Here is a 19,402-nt window from a genome sequence, read left to right as displayed (position 1 = left end):
CTAACCAATACATCAAAAGAACAAAGATAAGGCAAGTGGCTACCATCAATAAAGATGGGATCAATTTATCCATTCTCAATCATTTCTTTTCATCAATTAACTAATCCTGTAGACCATTCAAAATAGCCATATCTATTTAAGTGTATAGCCACATCTCTTACTTGAATTTCTATAGGTTAATGTTCTTAACTATTACAACTCTTTTTTGTTAGTCAGATTCGCAATAAAAAAATGTTAACAATTTTAATGTCAACATTTTGCTTGGTTTATGCTTCCTTTAGAGGTTGCCGTTCTTTTAAAACAGCCACTTAACCACAAAACATGGCTAAGCACAGCCATTCTAGCCAGAAAATCTTTACAGCATATTCCAACGGATTGAAGATGCTACTAGATGACTAATTAGTCACCAAATGTTTATTTTTAGTGAATAGCAAATTTACAAATACGATCTAGTTTGTTGATTGTTTTATTATTTTTCCAATCGCACCAATGCTAATGTTTTAAATCAATTCCATTAAGAATGGTAATGCATTTAAATGATTGAGCTTTTAGAACAACAGAGATTAACGTTACGTCAGAATAAAGATTCGCTTACCGCGCAAGCGCTGCTCGATAGGCGTGATCAAGTTTGGTTGCCTTATGATAGGGTCGCAGCCAAACAGCAGGCGAGTGAATTTAGGCTGTTATCTACTTCGGTAAAGATTAATAATGCGCATCTTCAGCGATTTAGGCTGGATTACAGCAAGATACATAATCTGTTAATTATCAATGGGATGGGTATTACATTAGGCGATTCAATTATTGGCATGTCTGTGCTGATGTGGTTGTTAGATACTTACCCTCACTTACATATTACGCTTTGGCGATCTTCATTTACCCCTTCTTATGTTGAAGCACTTTACATTAACCGTTCTAATCGGCTCCATATAAAACATCTCCCTTGTCCTGCTAATCGTATTTCAGATTTTGATGCGTCTATCGATTTATCTGACTTTATGTTCCGGCCAGATTTTGACAATCTAGCCATGATTGATTTCTTTTTAGAAAGTCTGGGATTAGACCCATTCATGATGCCAGTTAGTGAAAAAGCGAATACGTGGTTATCACGTGCGTTTTCTTTTAATAATCATGAAGTGCCGTATGTCCTATTTTGCCCTAGGTCTTGCGCAAAACTGCGGAGTATTCCTGAAGCATTTCATTTTGAAATCATTGATCAAATCTGGAAGAAATACGGTATTCCTATCAAAGGGTTTTCTAATGCCAAGCATCCTCAATTTACCGATTTAAGCAATGATTCCCGCACGCTAAATGACTATGCAAAACATATTTCTAATGCTACTTGTGTCATCACCACAGATTCTGCCTCTGTCCACTTAGCAGCTGGTTTCCACATTCCTACTATCGCTTATTTTGTCAGTATTAAAGCGGTAAAAAGAACCAGAGACTACCCGATGTGTAGCAGCATTAATTTAGATCAATTAAATATGTTGGATGGACTGCATACGACAGATGACCCAGACCTGCTTAACTATGCATGTTCACTTTGGGAAGGCATACAGTTGCCTTAAATACTTGGGGAATTTGCGCGTACATCTAGGGTTGGTGAAATGTATTGCTAATTTGCCAATGGCAAAACAGAGAATACCAACCTAATGACGAATAATTAGGTTGGTAGCTTTTGGTAAACCGACTACTTACCCTTTATGTACATAAGGTAGTTTTCCGATAGCAGACACTACTGCATTGGCCCCTTCGCTAATCTGGCGGATGGTTTCGCCGGTAGCCATGGTGATGTCTACACTACTCCCAACTTCAGATTGAATTAGCCCCATGCTTTGAACGGCAATAGATGTTTTAGATTGAATGTCGGAAATGGTTTTAGAAATTTCTGCGGTAGATTGGCCGGTTCTTTCGGATAGTTTTCTGACTTCATCTGCCACCACCGCAAAACCACGACCGGTTTCCCCTGCCCTAGCGGCTTCAATCGCAGCATTTAGCGCGAGCAAATTGGTCTGATCGGCAATTTCTTTAATGGTGTTGACGATAGAGGTAATCTCTTGCGATTTTTGGCCAAGCTCGTGAATATTAGATGAGGCGGCATCAATATTAGCAGACATAGAGCGGATGGCTTTCACACTATTGTCTACGTTCTGGACTCCCGTTTCCGCCCAAGATTGGGTTTGCTGAGAGGTGGTAAAGGCAAATAATGCACTGTCTCTCTCTAGCTGATTTTGCTCTATCTGGGCGGTAATATCGGTGGCGAATTTAATCACACTAACCACATGGCCTTGATCATCAAATACCGGGTTGTAGCTAGCTTCTAACCAGATTTGCTTACCAGATTTACTGACACGCTCGAATTTCCCTGTCATTAGTTGGCCACGGGATAACGATGACCAAAATTGCTGATATTCAGGGCTAGAGACAATGGCTGAGGAACAGAAAATTTGATGGTGCTTACCAATCAGCTCGGATTTGCTATAGCCCATGGTGCTAAGGAAATTATCATTACACTCTTTCACAATGCCATCTACTGTAAATTCGATAACGGCCATTGCGCGGTTAATAGACGCAAGAATGGCTTTATTTCTGCCGGAAGATAGGATCGCCTCGGTGACATCACTCGCAATTTTAATCACGCCAGTGACTTGGTTTTGCGCATTGATGATGGGTGTGTAGGTAGCTTCTAACCACACTGGTTCATGGCTGGATTTTAGACGCTTTACTACCCCCTGAAACGGCGAACCATTTCTTAGGTTGGTCCAAAACTGCTGGTATTCGGACGATTGGGTGTAGCTAGGCTCGCAAAACTCGCTGTGAGATTTACCAATGACTTGCGAAGGGTTGCCAAAACCCATGGTGGCGGCAAAAAGTGAGTTCGCTTGAACCACCTTGCCAGATAAATCAAACTCTACAAATGCCGTTGCCCGGTCTAGCGCAGTGAGAATGGCTTGTTGGCGCTGTAACTGTTGTGTTAATTCAGCGATTTGTTCTTTTTCTTTGCGATTAAACATACTGCGAGACCCTATGAAAATACGTGGATGAGAAATAAAGAATGCAGTGGGCTAACTTGATTATATTTATTTGTTTTTACATTTAACTGTAATTTATTTGCACTCTAGAGCGAGTCAACTGTAGTGTCAATGTAGTAATTGTCACAAATCGTAAGATTCCGCTGAATGGCGGTATAGCGTGGATTGCAGATTATTGGTGAGTGCGCAGTTTGGCGATGTCTAGCAGATGAATAATGCGGTTTTCTACATTGATTAAGCCTTCGTTACTGAGCTGATTCAGCGTTCGAGATAGGCTTTCTGGCGTAAGGTTTAGGCGAGAAGCAATAACGTTCTTAGAGGCGGGTAATTCGATATACCCAGTGTTGCCATCTTCCCCTCTGATATCAGCATTCAGTAAAAAGCCAATGACGCGCTGCAAGCCATTTGAGAGGCTATAAGATTCTACATCTAGTACGAGTTCATGAAGCCGGAGCGATAAACCAGCTAGCATCTTTTTAGCAATAGAAACATCTCTACTGAGTGCATTGAAAATAGCTTGTTTCTCTATGTGTAGTACGACAGAGTCAACCAAGGCTTGAGCAAATACGGGATATGCGCGGTCTAAAAAGACTACTGCCTCGCCAAAGGTTTGCCTAGGCCCAAACATTTCCAAGACTTTTTCTTGCCCTTGCGGATTAATCACGCCGAGTTTGATTTGCCCAATCACCACTAGGTGAATCCCTGTGGGCATATCGCCTTTACTGAATAAAAGCTCTCCTTTCGAGACACGGATTTCTGTCGTCGCTTGGAAAACTTCATCTAATTGGATATCGGATAACTGCTGGAATAAAGGGGCTTTTTGTAAAACCCCTTTCACATCTAATCGACTAGCCATTGTAGATCCACCTATTCGGAAGATTGATGATTGTATCGACTATCTGAAAGATTGTGTGAGACGCTTCAAACTAGGCTAGCCGCCTGTTTGTGACATAAAACGAAGGATTTTTTTCGGTTGTTCGACAAAGTCATGCTTAGCTGGTTTAAGGGCAATGGCTTCGATAATTGCGGCTTCTAATTCTGCATCTGTCGCGCCACTACGCAATAGTGGGCGGAATTCATATTTAAACTCTTGGCCAAGGCAAAGATATAGCGTGCCATCAACCGATAGTCGCACACGGTTGCAAGTAGCACAGAAGTGTTGCGACAAGGGCGTGATGAAGCCAATTTGCCCATTGCCATCCGCCGTTTGCCAATATCTAGCAGGCCCGCCACCCAATTCGGTATGGCATGGTTGCAAATGAAGACGTTCAACCAAGCGCTCACGTATTGGTTGTAGAGAGACGAACTCGGTATTTTGACCGGTTTCCCCCATTGGCATGGCTTCAATAAACCGTAGAACAAACCCATTAACCAGGCAGAAATCTGCCATTTGATCTACTTCGTGGTCATTCACCCCTTTCATGACCACCATATTGATCTTAATTGGGGCGATACCAGCTGCTTTGGCGGCAAACAAGCCATCCATCACTTGTTCTAAAACATTTCTACCAGCCACGGTTTCAACACAGCCTTTATCTAAAGAATCTAGGCTGACGTTAATGCGGTTTACCCCCGCTGCAGCCAATTGCCCTGCAACGTTAGAAAGTTGTGTACCGTTGGTAGAAAGAGATAGGTCTTCAATGCCTGGAAGACTAGATAATCGCTTGGCGAGTTGATCTACATTTTTACGAAGTAGCGGTTCGCCCCCCGTTAGACGGACTCTACGCAAGCCTAAACGTGCAAATGCACCAATCAGGCGTTCTATCTCGTCAAAAGTAAGCCAATGCTTTGGTTCTTCAAAGCCTTTAAAGCCTTTTGGGATGCAATAGCTACAGCGAAGATCGCACCTGTCTGTCACAGAAAGACGCAGGTATTCCAGCACACGTCCGTGTGGGTCGATTAAGGCGCGATTAGATAGCGTGGTGTTCATGTCTGTCTGCAGGTACGGCATGAAAAATCATTGATATTGCATCGTAACGTGCCCTGACAGTTAAAACAACATTCATACGACGATTTACCGTCGGTAATAGACATAAAGCACCATTTCGGTGCTTTGCGTTAGATCAATCAATGCAGATTTGCCTTAGCTAGAACGTCACACGTAATCAAATAAATTTGATCAACAATCGCTCAATCTAACTGGAAAAAAATGAGTTTTTCCACTATAGCTTAAGTTGATATGCAAATTTCATGCAACGATGGGACAAAAATGAGCATTGAAGGTAAAACCTACATCGTAGGTATTGGCGCTTCCGCCGGTGGTTTAGAAGCAGTGACGAAGTTGATTGCGAATCTATCCCCAACACTACCTTGTGCTTATGTCCTTCTTCAGCATTTATCCCCCACTTATAAAAGCATGATGGTGGATATTCTATCCAGAGAAACCGTATTAAGCGTTATTGAAGCGACTGACGGGTTGCAGTTAAAAGCCGGGATGCTTTGTGTGATTCCAGCTAGTTATAACGCTATCTTAGAAAAAGGGGTAATTCGTCTTTCGTTAGCACCACCAGAATCTTCACCCAAACCTTCAATAAACCAGTTCTTCTGCTCTTTAGCCGAAGAGGAAGCCACTGCTGCTACGGGCATTTTGTTATCCGGCACCGGGTCAGATGGCGTTGCGGGCTTACGTGCGATTCAAACTGCAGGCGGTCATACGTTGGTGCAATTACCCGAAACCGCAAAATACGAAGGGATGCCTCAGTCTGCAATAGATGCAGGGGTTGCTGATCATATCGCCTCTCCAGAAGATTTGCCCGCCGCGCTGCAAATGATTTTATCTCTAGAGACTGCAGATACATTACCGCCAGAACAAGATTTGCTAGGGCAATTGCTCAGCAAATTAAAATCACAAATTCACTATGATTTCACGGGATATAAAATTGGTACATTGATGCGTCGCATTCGCCGACGTGAAATTGCCACAGGCAATTTTGATCTCAACACTTACCTAAACTGGGTAGACCAACATCCTGAGGAACTAGATTTACTTGCCAAAGATATTTTGATTTCTGTTACCGCATTTTTCCGTGATCATGATGCATTTGACGCTTTGCGTGACGCGATCAACCTTCTTTGCCAGTCACGTAAAGATGGTGGCGACATTAGAGTGTGGGTAGCCGGTTGTGCCAGTGGCGAGGAAGTCTATTCGATTGCCATGTTAATTGCAGAATCGCTATATCAGCTGGGAATTGCACCTCCAGTACAAATCTTTGCGACCGATGTGGATGATGATGCACTCAATATTGCGCGAAGAGGGATTTACCCTCAGATTGCAATGAATATTGTCCCGATGGAAATGCGAGAAAAGTATTTCAACGCAGTAGGCAGTAATTATGAGGCAAAAAAATCTCTGCGAGACATGATTGTGTTTGCAAAGCACAATCTCGTTACAGACCCGCCCTTTTTTCGCTTAGATTTAGTTTCTTGCCGTAATGTACTTATTTATTTTGATGCAGTGTTACAAGCAAAAGTACTAAAAACGTTTCAGTTTGGTCTAAAAAAAGAAGGATTATTATTTTTAGGTCGATCTGAAAGTATCGGTCAATCCGATAATTGTTTTTCTCCTATTAACCGTCGGGAGCGTTTGTATAAAAAAACGGGAGATAATCCGACAGAGTTGATTTTCAACCCAAGTGAATCAAAAGTTGAGATTCCCATGGTGCGAAAAGATCGTCGGATGGAGATGCTGCTTACAGGGATAGTGCAACAGCTAGGCGTCACGTGCGTGTTGTGTGATCGAGATGGTGCAATTCAACATGCAGCAGGTCAAGTAGACAAATTTCTGAAGTTTCCAGAAGGTGCAACAAGATGTATTGCCTCTGAAGTCATCTTACCTGCTCTTCGAGGAGAACTTTTATCGATGATGCACCGTGCTAGGCAAGAAAACCAGGCGCAGCACGGCCGCCAGCGCAAACTCGAATCTGAATGGGTGTATTTGTTGGTCTCCCCACTTCATGATGCCGGTACGCAATACACCTTGGTATTGATTATTCCGGTAGAAGCTGTGCTACCGGATGAAATGCGCCCTGTCTCACAAACCCTAGAAATGGAAGACGAACTGCTCGTTACCAGAGAGCATTTGCAAACCCTTGTGGAGGAAATGGCGACCTCCAATGAAGAGATGCAAACACTCAATGAAGAAGCACAAGCAGCGAATGAAGAATTACAAGCCACCAACGAAGAACTTGAAGCGGCTAACCAAGAATTACAAGCCACAAACGAAGAGTTAATTAGCCTAAATGAAGAGTTAAATGTCAAAACTTACGAGCTTGGCATACTAACCGAAGAATATGTGCATTTATATGATGCTTTGCATTTTCCCATTATGGTATTTGATCAGCACGCGGAGCTCATTCGTTTTAATAAGAGTGCGGCAAAAGCATGTGACTTACGTACAACCGCACTAAACCAAAACGTGCACAGTCTGCGCCTGCCTAGCAAACTTGCCGAGCTGCCAGCAAAGCTTTATCAGGTCATTGAGCATGGGGAAATTATCGAAGAAATTATCTCAGACCTAGAGCAAGTTCAACGTCTAGTGATTACCCCTGGTTTTGACTCTGATGGTCATATTCGCACCCTAGTAACGTGCCTAATCGATATTACTGACGTTGCAAAAACACAATCTCAGCTAATGGCTTCACAAAATCGCCTACTTGCGTTGATGGAAAAAACAACGGTGATCTTTGCGATGAAGGATTTGCATGGACATTATCAATATGCAAATAGCCGTTTTTTAATGTTTTTTGGATTATCAGCCGATGAATATCAAGGAAAATCCAATTTTTCTTTGATGTCTGCAGACATAGCTACCTCTTTATGGGAGTTAGACCTTAGAGCGTTGCGTACCGGTGAATCGTGTTCTGGTGAACATATGATTCCTGGTAAAGATGGGCCGAGATATTTAAAAACTGTCCACCAAATTCTCCATGATATCAATGGCGAACCTAGTGCTTTTATTATCGAAGCCGAGGATATCACCCTATCTAAACAAGCCGCAGAGCAACTAAGAATTAATGCGCAAGTGTTTGAACAGGCGGGTGAAGCCATTGTAGTGACAGATTCAAATGCGATTATCCAGACGGTGAATACAGCCTTTCAACGGATCACAGGTTATGGCTCAGAGGCAATTGGTCAGCCGCTACAATTTCTAAAATCAGAGAAACATTCTGAAGTCTTTTATCAGCAACTTTGGGCTTCGCTCAAGGAAAAAGGATTTTGGCAGGGGGAAATTTGGAATAAGCATCGATCAGGTGAAGAATACCCTTGCTGGCTAACCATTAACCTACTAGATGATAATCACGGCAATACGGAGCATTTTATTGCGATCTTCTCTGATATTGCGGAGATCAAGACATCTCAGCAAAAAGCAGAGTACCTATCTACCCATGATGCATTAACCGGGTTGCCTAATCGCGCTTTATTTAATGATCGCTTAAAACACGACCTTGCGACGGCAAGTAGAAACAAACAACAATTAGCATTGCTGTTTATTGATTTAGATGACTTTAAGACGATTAACGATACCTTAGGACATGATGTTGGTGACGAACTATTGCGAGAAGCGGCCAATCGACTCCGTGCAGTCGTAAGAGATGTAGATACCGTAGCAAGACTGGGAGGTGATGAATTTACGGCTATTTTATCGGATTGCACCCCTACGTCGGTCAGTGAAGTGGCTAACCGTATTTTAAATGATCTATCCGCTTCATTTATTGTTCAGGGACGTACCTTATTTGTATCAGCCAGTATCGGCGTTGCGTTTTATCCCGATGATCACCAAGATGCAACTAGCTTGGTGCGCTCTGCTGATGCGGCAATGTATAGAGCAAAAGAGTTGGGCCGAAATCGGGTTGAGTTTTATCGTGCAGATTTACAAGTAAGGCTCATGAAACGCGCTATTTTAGAGGGCGCACTGAGAGAAGCCATGCGTAAAAATCGCTTACGCTTAGTGTTCCAACCAAAATATGCAATCGCTCATCAACCCTTATTAATTGGTGCAGAGGCATTGCTTCGCTGGCAAGACCCTGAACTAGGCAATGTACCACCAGCAGAGTTTATCCCTGTTGCAGAGGCATCTGGATTAGTGATCGAATTAACGCAAACAGTGGAGATGCTTTTAATTAACCAATTGATAGCATGGCAAGCCCAAGGCTTTGTGATTCCTCCAATTGCGTTTAACGTATCCGCACGCTCTATCCGTGAGCCCATGTTTGCTAGTAAATTAATTGATAAAATCATGAATGCCAACATTTCCACTCAATTGATTCAAGTAGAAATTACCGAAGGTGCATTGCTAGAAAATAGCCAAGTAGTCACATCCAACTTAGACGAATTGAATTGTGCGGGGGTAAATATTGCGATCGATGACTTTGGCACTGGATACTCCTCATTATCTTATCTAAAACGTTTACCTTTGCATGAATTAAAAATAGACAAGAGTTTTGTAGATGGGTTGGGTAAAGACCCTGAAGACGAGGCAATTGCTAAGGCGGTACTAGGATTAGCCAAAGCATTAGATTTACATACGATTGCAGAAGGTGTGGAATCTGATGAGCAGCTAAACTGGCTTGTGCAACATGACTGTGATTCCGTGCAAGGATATTTACTCAGCCGTCCTCTAGAATCGTCTGCATTTGAGGCCCTACTGCGTGCAGAAGGGGCTACCGCATGAACCATATTGAGCAGATATCGACTTGTGAGCAAGAGTTATTACATTTGTCGGGCCATATTTTGTCGCATGGCACATTGATAGTTGCCAATGAAGCGGGATGCATTACCCATTATGCTAAGAATATAGCCGACTTTTTCATTTACCCTCCTACCCTTCATAGTCAATTACCAGATGAACTACAGGTGTTGGCTTCGCAATTATCCAAAGAACCCGGAAAAAGGTTAATCGTTGAGCACTTGCAAAACGGTATGCGACAGCAAGTCGATGTCATCATTAGCCGTGGGGAAAATGGTCAAATTATTTTAGAGTTCCTGTCTTCTAGAGCAACAGATATTCGGAATCGTTTATACATGGGCTTACCTGTGATGATTCAGGATGAAGAGAGCCTGTTAGAAGCAAGGAAGATTCTAGTCAATCGGGTTGCCGAATTGACCGGATTTCAGCGGGTGATGTACTACCTTTTCCATGATAATGGTGATGGTGAAGTGGTGGCGGAAGCCCGATTAACCGATGCATATGGCAGTTATTTGGGATTGAGATTCCCCGATTCAGATATTCCGCATATTGCTAGGGCCTTGTACATCAAAAACCCTTGGCGCTTGATTCCAGACGTAGTGGCTGATGCCGTTCCTATTGTAGGCGAAGAAACGCCGGTTGATCTGAGTTTTACCGATTTACGCAGCGTATCGGAAATGCATCGAGTGTATTTGCAAAATATGGGGGTACGGGCATCGTTATCATTCCCAATTGTAGTGAGTGGAAAGTTATTTGCCCTAATTGCAGCTCACCATCAGATGGCCGCCTATCCAACTGTTCACGAATTACAGCTTGCTCAGAGTGAAGTAAAAAACCATACCCTCACCTTAATCAGCTATCTATCTCAACGCCGTCTTCGCTTAATAGATAGCATCGCACAACGATTTAAACCCTTTGAACAAATCCTACAAAGACATGGAGATTTAGGTACTGCATGGCCTGAGCTTGGTGCTTGGCTAATCGAAGAATTCAATGCCGATGGAGCCATTTTGGTGCAAAACAATCTGGCGCTTGGGGTTGGTTTGTGTTTTTCGTCTGAAGCATTAGATTATTTGGATCATTGGTTTGTTACTGAACAATCCGAGTTGATCTGGTCTAGTGATCACTTACATAAACAAGTAGATGGTATGCCTTTATCTGAGATTGCCGGGGTGCTAGCCATTAAGTTTGGACGACCGCAAGGCGACTCACAAGCACAAACAAGGGTATACCTAACCCGCGCAGAATACGTGTACGAGGTCGAATGGGGAGGAACTCCCGAAAAACCGATCGAGTACCATGATGGGTTACTTGGTATTGCTCCAAGGCGCTCATTTGAAAAATGGGTGGAAAAACGATTAGGGTATAGCCGTCCTTGGACGAATGAGAACCGATTGTTTGCACTCAAATGCCGAGAAACACTTTTGCAAGAAAAAAAGCGATGAAAATGCCTGCCGGTATATTCCCTGACATGGCGAAGCAGTTGAAATCGGCTACAACCGATTTTCACCGAGCGTTAGATCATCATGAAATGTTGCGCGGTCTGCTGAGCACGCCTATTAGTGAAGTGAATTATACGATCGCATTAACAGCGCTATTTGGCCCAACAGAAGCACTCGAAATTGCATTATCCGACTATCTGCCATTAGAAAAATTCTCACCTCGTGCAGCCTTAATAGCCAAAGACTTGCAAGACTTGAAAGCACAGTTATTACCATGTTCAATTCCCTTACCCACTTTTGAGAGTGAGTCAGCAATTGTCGGTGGCTTATATGTATTAGAAGGTTCGCATCTTGGTGGTAGTGTTATTGCAAAACATTTGCATCACCATTCAACCATTTCACTGCCGTGCCGTTTTTTTTCAGAATCAGAGGGATATACGCGCTGGCAACGTTTTTGGAATTATCTTACGCCACGCCTGCCTCATCTCAATCAGGAAGATGCCACAGAAGCCGCAAAAGCGACATTTTCTTTTTTTATTGCCCATTTTGATGAATGTGCAAAGCTTAATCGTACTCGGAAAGCTCAATTAAATTCCCATCTGGGTCTCTGACATACACTGAAGTAATTTTCCCCACTGCGCCAGTTCTGGTAACAGGGCCTTCTTCTATTGCAATGTGATGCGTCTGTAACTGTGCGACCACATCAGCTAACGGCAGACTCACAATAAAGCATAGATCTAGCGCACCTGGTGTGGGGAGTGTGGCTTTGGGTAGAAATTCCTTTCCTTTTTCATGGATATTGATTTTCTGAAAACCAAACTTGAACGCTAGTCGTTTCACGGGAGGCGTTCCGCCAATAAATTCTTCTTTTTGCATGCCAAGCACTTCGGTATAGAAATAGGTGCAAGCCGATAAGTTGGCAGTGGTAAGCACTAGATGGTCTAGGTGTTTTATCATCTGGTTTTCCGCTAAAGGTAAATGCTAGTTATACATTGGCAGTTGTAAATGTTAGTGCCGGTAAGGTGACATTAATTACCCGCTTAAAGTCTGGTAGTTTGCAGGTTTGCACCATACTTTCTAGTAGTTTCGAAACCATCCACTCCATTGGGTGAGACAAGATGGTATCTACGACACCATCGATTAACGCTTGTTGAGTAATACGCGTCAGGTCTAGGCAGATGGTAACGATATGCTTGTTTAAGGCTGTACTTTGTAGCCCTTTGATCACCCCTTCTATCCCGCCGCCAGCAACAAAAATAGCCGTTAAGTCTGGATGCTGTTTTAAGAGCTCTAAGGTTGCAGACTCTGCCAGCGCAATGTCTTCCAAGCTAACCAGTGTTTCGAGAATTTGAAAGTCTGGCGCATGCTCTCTAAAGAAAGAGCGAAAACTCATTTCACTGAGTTCTTGGCATAGATATCGATGGCTTCCCACAATTAAGCCGATCTTGCCCGGCTGAGGACAAAGTTGCTGGATATTCCATGCTGCCATACGTCCTATTTTACGGTGATCAATCCCTACAAAACCGGCACAGCTTTCTGCGGTAAGGTCGCTTAACAATGAAATCACCGGTTTACCTTTTTCCGCCAACAATTGAATGGCCTGATTCACCAGAGGATGGTCTGTTGATACCAAGGCAATTGCATCGACTTTTTCACCCAAAGTTAACAATTCGTCTGCAATGACCTGAGGACTTAAATCATCTAGATAAATAACAGATGTCTTCGCAATGGGGAACGGGCTTTGCTTGCCTTGCAATTGGATAGCGTCACCTAGGTCTTTATAAAACTGCGTCGTTTGCTTTTGCAAAATAAAGCCTAGATGCAAACCTGCACTTTGTTCTTTGATTCGATTCTTGATTAAACCCGTGCGTTGAAATCCAATTTGCTCCGCGGCTTCTAGTACTTTTTGCGCGGTTTCAGGGCGCACAGCAGCCCGTTTGTTTATGACCCGATCTACCGTTGCTACCCCTACCCCAGCGACTTTTGCCACGTCTTCCATTGTGGGTTTCATTTTTATCAATCCTTGATAGATCTATCAAACTTTGATTTTTATTTTTGATAGAAATTGAAATGCAAAATAGCCTATGTATTGCAAGTAATGTCAAGCTTAAATAATACTCTATCACACAAAGATTGTGATGAATGTGTTCATAAACAATCAACAATAATCGTGAAAAAGAGGATGATAAAATGATAGATTCTATCAAATGTAGAGATTACAGCCTGGAAGGCCCATGCGGTAAAGAAGCAGCAGACAAGGGCTTGGTATCGGCAGAATGGTTTGCTTGTACGGTAGACCGCAAGGTGATGAAACAACTCATGCAGCGGGATGATAAAAAGGCGCTTGCTTGGCTTGGGTCTTGGTTAGCTTTATTAATTGCCTTTGGTGTGTTGGCGTATTTCTCTTGGGGGACGCTGTGGGCAATTCCGGCCTTTTTTGTGTACGGCCTATTTTATGCAGCGGGAGAACATGGCTCACATGAGCTATCTCACGGCACGCCTTTTAAAACCCAATGGTTAAATACCTTCTTTTTTCAAGTGACGTCTTTTATGGCGTTACACGAAACTGTGTTTTGGCGCTGGAGCCATGCAAGGCATCATACAGATACCCTTATTGTCGGCAACGATAGAGAGATCGCCTTTCCAAGACCATTTAGCATTTTAGGTTGGTTGGCAGATTTCTTCTTTCTAAAAGCGGGCTCCATCGAGTTTTTCCGAACCATTAAGCATGCGTTTGGTGTGGTTAGCCCAGCAACACGCTCGTTTGTTCCAGCGTCAGAAATCCCGAAAATGATTTTCTCTAGCCGCATCCATACACTAATTTATGCCGCGACAGTTGCTGCATGTTTCTATAGCCAAAGCATCTTGCCCGCTATGTTTGTAGTCTTACCGCGCTTTTATGGCTCACCACTCACCCAAATTTTTAACATTACTCAGCATGCAGGTTTAGCTGAAGATGTATTAGACCACCGCCTAAATACCCGTACGGTGATCTTTAACCCAATCTCTGCCTTCATGTACATGAACATGAATTACCACATCGAACACCATATGTTCCCAATGGTACCGTTTTATAACCTACCCCAATTACACGCGCTAATTAAGAGCCAATGCGCACCAACACCGCAAAGCTTGTGGGCGGCTTACAAAGAAATTTTCCCCGCCATTATGCGCCAACGCAGTGACCCAACTTACTGCATCCGCCGTGCATTGCCACAAAGCAACTAACAACGAATCACCATTAAAAAATAACAAATGGAATCACCCATACATAGGTGATTCCCAAAAAGGAGATACAAAATGAGCCAGTGGATTGAAGTTTGCGAAATTGAAGACATTGATGAAGAAGATGTCAGCCGGTTTGACCACAATGGTCTTACCTACGCGATTTACCGCTCTCCAGATAGTGAGTTTTTTGCTACGGCAGGCCATTGCACCCACGAAAAAGTCCACCTGTCTAATGGGCTAGTCATGGATCACATCATCGAATGCCCGAAACATAACGGTCGCTTTGACTACCGAACAGGTAAAGCACAAGGTGCGCCGGTGTGTGTCAACCTGCCGACCTTCCCCACCAAAGTAGAAGGTGGAAAAGTGTGGATAGAAGTGGAGTAAGGCGATGTATACCCAAGCCCCCATTGTCATTATTGGTGCCGGGCAAGCAGGTGGGCGATTGGCGCTTCACCTGCGTGAGGAAGGCTATAGAGGGACAATTTGTCTAATTGGTGATGAGCCCCATCTACCCTACGAACGCCCACCACTCTCTAAACAAGTGCTGCTAGGTGAATCTACCCCAACACAGCTAAGCATGACGACAGTAGTACAGCTCGCTGAATATTCGATTGATTGGCGTGTAAGTACTCCGGTAACTAAGGTAGACCCGAGTAATCATCTGCTTACCTTAGAAAACGGTGAATCGCTTAGTTACCAGGCGCTTGTTTTTGCAACGGGTGGTGTACCAAGAAAATTAAGCCTACCCGGATGTGAGGCTGTGCCTATTTTGTACTTACGTAATCAGGCCGATGCGGCTGCGTTAAAAACCGCGCTTCATCCTAGCAAGAGGGTTGGCATTATTGGCGGTGGTTTTATTGGACTAGAAATCGCCTCTTCCGCCAAACAACTTGGTTGTGACGTCGTTGTTTTTGAGGCGGCAAATCAACTTGCGAGCCGTGTACTACCTGCTGAAATTTCTAACCGTTTGTTCGAGCTTCATCAACAAAATGACGTCACGATTAAGCTACAAGCAGGTATTGAGCAATTATCCCACCATGAAGATAAAACCAGTGTGCTACTGAAAACAGGAGAACGGTTTGTATTCGATGTTTTAGTGGCGGGTATAGGCATTATCCCGAATCAAACATTGGCAGAAGCCGCAGGGTTGAAGGTGGGCAATGGCATTTTGGTAGATGCCTATTTGCAAACGTCCCATCCAGATATTTATGCAATTGGCGATGTTGCTGCCATTCCGATGAATGGTGGTCATCAGCGTATTGAAACTTGGCGCAATGCAGAACATCAAGCACGCTACTTAGCCAAGCACCTAGTTAGCCCACAATCCGAATTTGAAGATTTGATGTGGTTTTGGTCAGATCAATTTGATGAGGGCTTGCAAGTGGTTGGCGAGACTAGTCCAACCTTAAAAGCGACTGTACGCCAGCAAAATGAAGTAGCCACTTTTGTGATCTACCAAGATGAAGTGGGTTGTATTCGCGGTGCCGCAGGCATGGGAAAAGATGGCTGTATTGCAAAAGACATTAAGCTGATTGAGCGTCTAATCGCGATGAAAAAGGTGGTTTCAATGGAAACGTTAGCAGACCCATCCACCAATCTAAAATCATTGCTTAAAGGAAATTAGCAGATGTCGACCAATCAAGCGTTATTGGTTTTTCAATCCATGTGGGCAATGGAAAACCTATTACCAGGGGGTAAGTCTGCAAGCCACGAAGAAAGGCTAACGCAAATTGCCGCCGCTGGCTTTGCTGGTTTTACAGACCACTACTACAATCGTCAGCATGTGGCGCGTTTAGCAGAGACATTTAAACCCTTAGGCCTACAAGCAGAGGGGCAAGTCTTCCCAACCAATATTGAAGAACTCATCCCCGCTTTAGAAAACGGCACTGAATTTGGCTGCCATCACATAACGATTCAAGCAGATTTTCGACCACGCACGCTGAAAGAAGCGATTCGAGTAATTGAAGGTTGGCAGCGATTGGCTGAGCAAGTGGCTTTTCCTGTGTTAATCGAGACGCACCGCTACCGGGTCACGAATGATTTACTATTTACACTCGATCTGCTCGCGGAAATGCCAAATCTCAAGCTGCTATCAGATTTGTCTCACTATGTAGTGGCAAGAGAATTCCCTCTTCCGCCAGCAGAAGCGGATGATCAACAGATTAAAACTATTCTTGATCATGGCTGGGGTTTTCATGGCCGGGTTTCTAATGGGCATCAGGTACAAATCCCCGTTAGCTTTGCTCAACACCAACCGTGGGTAGACGTCTTTAAAGCATGGTGGACGTATGGCATGTCCAGTTGGCAAAAACGTGCAAAAGCAGATGACACACTGACCTTTACCTGTGAGCTTGGCCCCACCCCTTATGCCATTACAGGGAGTGATGGCCTAGACATTACCGATAGATGGAAAGAAGCGTTGATGCTGCGAGAATGGGCGCAAGCTTGTTGGCAGGATGCGTTACAGACAATTGAAACGTAAACCGAACCGGTGATCGATAACTGTCGAACGATCACCGGTGATTGAGGTACTTAAACAATGGCAGTTAAGGGCTGATGTTGCGACATTAGCCCAATGGCTGTCTTAAAGTCTTCTGCTAACGGGCGATCATCTGCATAAAAAGGAATATGCTCTCTAACCAATTGATAGATTGCATCGGTTTTAGCCGCTTTCTTTTCTTTACCTACTTGTAAATCATAAGCTTGCGTCGCTGCGAGCAACTCTATCGCTAATATCAGCTTAGTGTTTTCGATCACTTTAAGCAGCTTTACTGCAGCAGGTGTCGCGTGCGAAAGATGATCTTCTTGTAGGGCAGAAGTAATACCACCATCCAGAGAAGCTGGCGCACTTAAGCGTCTATTTTCGTTTACTAAAGATACAGCAGTGTACTGGGCGATCATAAAGCCAGAGCTGCAGCCATTATTTGCAGCCAAGAACGCCGGTAGCCCACTAACTAATGGATTCACTAATCGATCGATTCGTCTTTCTGACATGGCACCAAAGGCTTCGCCATCACCCCAGATTGAACCACCAATGAGCGGACCGCTCATGGTCATATTTTTGTTGCTAGGCTTTTCGAATGCACTCTTGAAGTAAGTAGCATCATCAAATACAACATCAATACGGCCGGTGCTTAAATCCATATCGTGTTCTGACGCTGCTTTGTATTCACGAATGGTTGCAACGTCTTTGAAGTTTTCATAGATAAATGGTGAGTAAACCGTGCCCGCCTGAATACCAATTGTTTTGCCTTTAAGTGCTGCTTTTAAGCTAGCAATCACATTCTTATCTACGTTTGCTTTCGTAAATTTAAATGTTTTTCCATTGTTAGGAAGTGCCGCTAATTTGCCGCCCTTGAGTGCTGCAAATACACCCGGTGTCGTTGCGTAAGGAACAGAAAAAGCGACTTCTTTTTTACGCTCTTCCGTCGCCAAAATTGCATCAATAATTACATCGTATTTATGCGCTTTTAGGCCGGTAATCATGCCATCCCAATCTTGAGGGATGACTTTGCACTGAATTTTCATTCGTGCACACAAATTTTGCAGTAACTCTGGTTCAAAGCCACTGATCGTGCCATCTGGTTTAGTTAGGTTCCATGGTTCGTACGCTGCTTCTGTTGCTAAGGTAATGCTTTTCACATCTGCCGCATTTGCCGCATTAAAAACAAACAAAGTACCTAGCGCGATAGAAGTCAACGCAATCGTATTTTTTAGCCTCATGAAACACTCCCTCCGATTATTCATAAAGTAAATTTTGCTGCTTAAGTGGTTTAAACACATTAGTTAGTATTTGTGTTTGCAGGGATACTACAGTTGACTATACAACTTCGTGTCAACCGTATAAAAAACAACGCTTTTTTGACTAAAAACGACAAGATAAACACATGACAAAATAATGTATTTATATTTATTTACAGATACTTACGTAGATATTTTGAAGTGTTTTTTAGCGAATACGTAGTTATACGGTCGGTGTTTAACAGAATAAGTTTTTGACGAAACAACTTGTATAGACAGAATGTTTTTTTTGAAACACAAAGCTTGTTTAGAAAAACCAGATAAACAAGCCTCTGTTTGCCAGAAAAATTTGCGGATTTACGCGATAGGACTGTATGTGGAATTTGCTTATAGAGAAACTAAATGAGACTCAATTTTTTGCTTGGTTTCCTGTGATGATGGGTTAAACACCAACATATTTAAGTCTGGTCGCCCTTCAACCACAAAAGAGGAAAATTCTAAATCAATCGCACCTAATATAGGATGATGTAATCGCTTTTCCCCACCGGCATGGTCACTTACTTCATTACTTTGCCAGAATCTAACAAAGTCTTCACTCTGCTGGCTGAGTTCATCTATCAGCGCCTGAACACTATCAGAGATGCCAATGCGGGTAACATCTGCCCTAAAACTATTCACAACAAACTGAGCAACCACTTCCCAATCTTGTTGAATCACTTTGGATTTGGGATCAAGAAAAATTAACTTCAATGTATTGCGTAAGTTACTTGGCAGCTTTTCATAGTCATTTAGCACAAACCTAGCGGCCTTATTCCAAGCAATCACATCCCATGTAGCGGTTTTAATAATGGCAGGACAATGTCCGAAAGCATCTAACACCCGCTGAATTCTAGGACTAAGCTCATGCGAGACCGCCATCTTGCTATCTGGTGGATGACCAAAAGCGAGCAAAAACAAATATTCTTTTTCAGCGGCATTTAACTGTAAGGTAGTAGATAAGCGATTGAGCACTTCTTTAGATGGTGCACCGCCACGCCCTTGTTCAAGCCATGTGTACCAAGCAGGACTAATATGGGCTAATTGCGCAACTTCTTCTCGGCGTAAGCCTGGTGTTCTTCTTCGCGCGACACTAAATCCAAACAAGGCGGGATCTAACCTGCCACGTTTGTCTTTCAGAAATTCACCAAGCCGATTTTCAGCTGTCATGCACAATTGCCTGTTAGTTATTTTAATAGGATAACGTCACTACTTTTCCTTTTATAGTGAAAGCC

The 19,402-nt window shown here is 43.3% G+C and carries 15 protein-coding genes; 8 read left to right on the top strand and 7 right to left on the bottom strand.

Features of this window, described 5'->3' with window-relative positions; all coding sequences use genetic code 11:
- The first annotated feature begins 536 nt into the window (after positions 1-536).
- The gene (locus LIN78_RS13565) at positions 537-1,568 is read left to right on the top strand and encodes a glycosyltransferase family 9 protein (RefSeq protein ID WP_227181378.1); all 1,032 of its coding nucleotides are present in this window, start codon (positions 537-539) and stop codon (positions 1,566-1,568) included.
- 126 nt (positions 1,569-1,694) lie between these two features.
- Here the strand turns inward: LIN78_RS13565 and LIN78_RS18275 are convergent, their stop codons facing one another.
- The 3 genes from LIN78_RS18275 to moaA all read right to left on the bottom strand — a co-directional run bounded on the left by LIN78_RS18275 (position 1,695) and on the right by moaA (position 4,962).
- The gene (locus tag LIN78_RS18275; RefSeq protein WP_284700258.1) at positions 1,695-3,014 is read right to left on the bottom strand and encodes a methyl-accepting chemotaxis protein; all 1,320 of its coding nucleotides are present in this window, start codon (positions 3,012-3,014) and stop codon (positions 1,695-1,697) included.
- A 190-nt stretch (positions 3,015-3,204) separates the two neighbouring features.
- Positions 3,205-3,888: a Crp/Fnr family transcriptional regulator gene (locus LIN78_RS13550; RefSeq protein ID WP_227181377.1), complete on the bottom strand. Its 684-nt coding sequence runs from the start codon at positions 3,886-3,888 to the stop codon at positions 3,205-3,207.
- A 75-nt stretch (positions 3,889-3,963) separates the two neighbouring features.
- Positions 3,964-4,962 carry a GTP 3',8-cyclase MoaA gene (gene moaA, locus LIN78_RS13545; protein ID WP_227181376.1) on the bottom strand — a complete coding sequence of 333 codons (999 nt, stop codon included), beginning with the start codon at positions 4,960-4,962 and terminating at the stop codon, positions 3,964-3,966.
- A gap of 279 nt (positions 4,963-5,241) precedes the next feature.
- On the opposite strand from moaA, the gene LIN78_RS13540 reads away from it, so the two are divergent.
- From LIN78_RS13540 to LIN78_RS13530, 3 genes are read left to right on the top strand one after another with little or no spacing between them, the layout of a single operon-like run.
- Positions 5,242-9,702, top strand: coding sequence for an EAL domain-containing protein (locus tag LIN78_RS13540; RefSeq protein ID WP_227181375.1), 4,461 nt, complete (start codon positions 5,242-5,244; stop codon positions 9,700-9,702).
- Entirely contained in the window at positions 9,699-11,162 is a 1,464-nt protein-coding gene (locus LIN78_RS13535) for a GAF domain-containing protein (RefSeq protein ID WP_227181374.1), read from the top strand. The genes LIN78_RS13540 and LIN78_RS13535 overlap by 4 nt, the downstream gene beginning before the upstream one ends.
- A complete protein-coding gene (locus LIN78_RS13530; protein ID WP_227181373.1) occupies positions 11,159-11,770 on the top strand; it encodes a biliverdin-producing heme oxygenase in 612 nt (203 codons plus the stop codon). The genes LIN78_RS13535 and LIN78_RS13530 overlap by 4 nt, the downstream gene beginning before the upstream one ends.
- On the opposite strand, the gene LIN78_RS13525 is transcribed toward LIN78_RS13530, so the two are convergent.
- On the bottom strand, positions 11,724-12,116 hold the full coding sequence (locus tag LIN78_RS13525; protein ID WP_227181372.1) for a VOC family protein: 393 nt from the start codon (positions 12,114-12,116) through the stop codon (positions 11,724-11,726). The two genes, LIN78_RS13530 and LIN78_RS13525, sit on opposite strands and share 47 nt — an antisense overlap.
- 28 nt (positions 12,117-12,144) lie before the next feature.
- Positions 12,145-13,170: a LacI family DNA-binding transcriptional regulator gene (locus LIN78_RS13520; protein ID WP_227181371.1), complete on the bottom strand. Its 1,026-nt coding sequence runs from the start codon at positions 13,168-13,170 to the stop codon at positions 12,145-12,147.
- Between the two features lie 179 nt (positions 13,171-13,349).
- Here LIN78_RS13520 and LIN78_RS13515 point away from each other — a divergent pair, with 179 nt between their 5' ends.
- The 4 genes from LIN78_RS13515 to LIN78_RS13500 all read left to right on the top strand — a co-directional run bounded on the left by LIN78_RS13515 (position 13,350) and on the right by LIN78_RS13500 (position 16,872).
- Positions 13,350-14,387 carry a fatty acid desaturase gene (locus tag LIN78_RS13515; RefSeq protein ID WP_227181370.1) on the top strand — a complete coding sequence of 346 codons (1,038 nt, stop codon included), beginning with the start codon at positions 13,350-13,352 and terminating at the stop codon, positions 14,385-14,387.
- Positions 14,388-14,459: 72 nt separating this feature from the next.
- Positions 14,460-14,774: a MocE family 2Fe-2S type ferredoxin gene (locus tag LIN78_RS13510; RefSeq protein WP_227181369.1), complete on the top strand. Its 315-nt coding sequence runs from the start codon at positions 14,460-14,462 to the stop codon at positions 14,772-14,774.
- A gap of 4 nt (positions 14,775-14,778) precedes the next feature.
- A complete protein-coding gene (locus tag LIN78_RS13505) occupies positions 14,779-16,014 on the top strand; it encodes an NAD(P)/FAD-dependent oxidoreductase (RefSeq protein ID WP_227181368.1) in 1,236 nt (411 codons plus the stop codon).
- Positions 16,015-16,017: 3 nt separating this feature from the next.
- Positions 16,018-16,872 carry a sugar phosphate isomerase/epimerase family protein gene (locus LIN78_RS13500; RefSeq protein WP_227181367.1) on the top strand — a complete coding sequence of 285 codons (855 nt, stop codon included), beginning with the start codon at positions 16,018-16,020 and terminating at the stop codon, positions 16,870-16,872.
- Between the two features lie 50 nt (positions 16,873-16,922).
- Here LIN78_RS13500 and LIN78_RS13495 read toward each other — a convergent pair whose 3' ends face one another.
- The gene (locus tag LIN78_RS13495) at positions 16,923-18,113 is read right to left on the bottom strand and encodes an aromatic amino acid lyase (RefSeq protein WP_227181366.1); all 1,191 of its coding nucleotides are present in this window, start codon (positions 18,111-18,113) and stop codon (positions 16,923-16,925) included.
- A gap of 405 nt (positions 18,114-18,518) precedes the next feature.
- Positions 18,519-19,337: a helix-turn-helix transcriptional regulator gene (locus tag LIN78_RS13490; protein WP_227181365.1), complete on the bottom strand. Its 819-nt coding sequence runs from the start codon at positions 19,335-19,337 to the stop codon at positions 18,519-18,521.
- Positions 19,338-19,402 lie beyond the last annotated feature (65 nt).

The sequence above is a fragment of the Leeia speluncae genome (assembly GCF_020564625.1).
GTDB classification, from domain to species: Bacteria; Pseudomonadota; Gammaproteobacteria; order Burkholderiales; family Leeiaceae; genus Leeia; species Leeia speluncae.
Note: the sequence above shows the minus strand (reverse complement) of the source record. Positions and strands in the feature narration are given on the sequence as shown.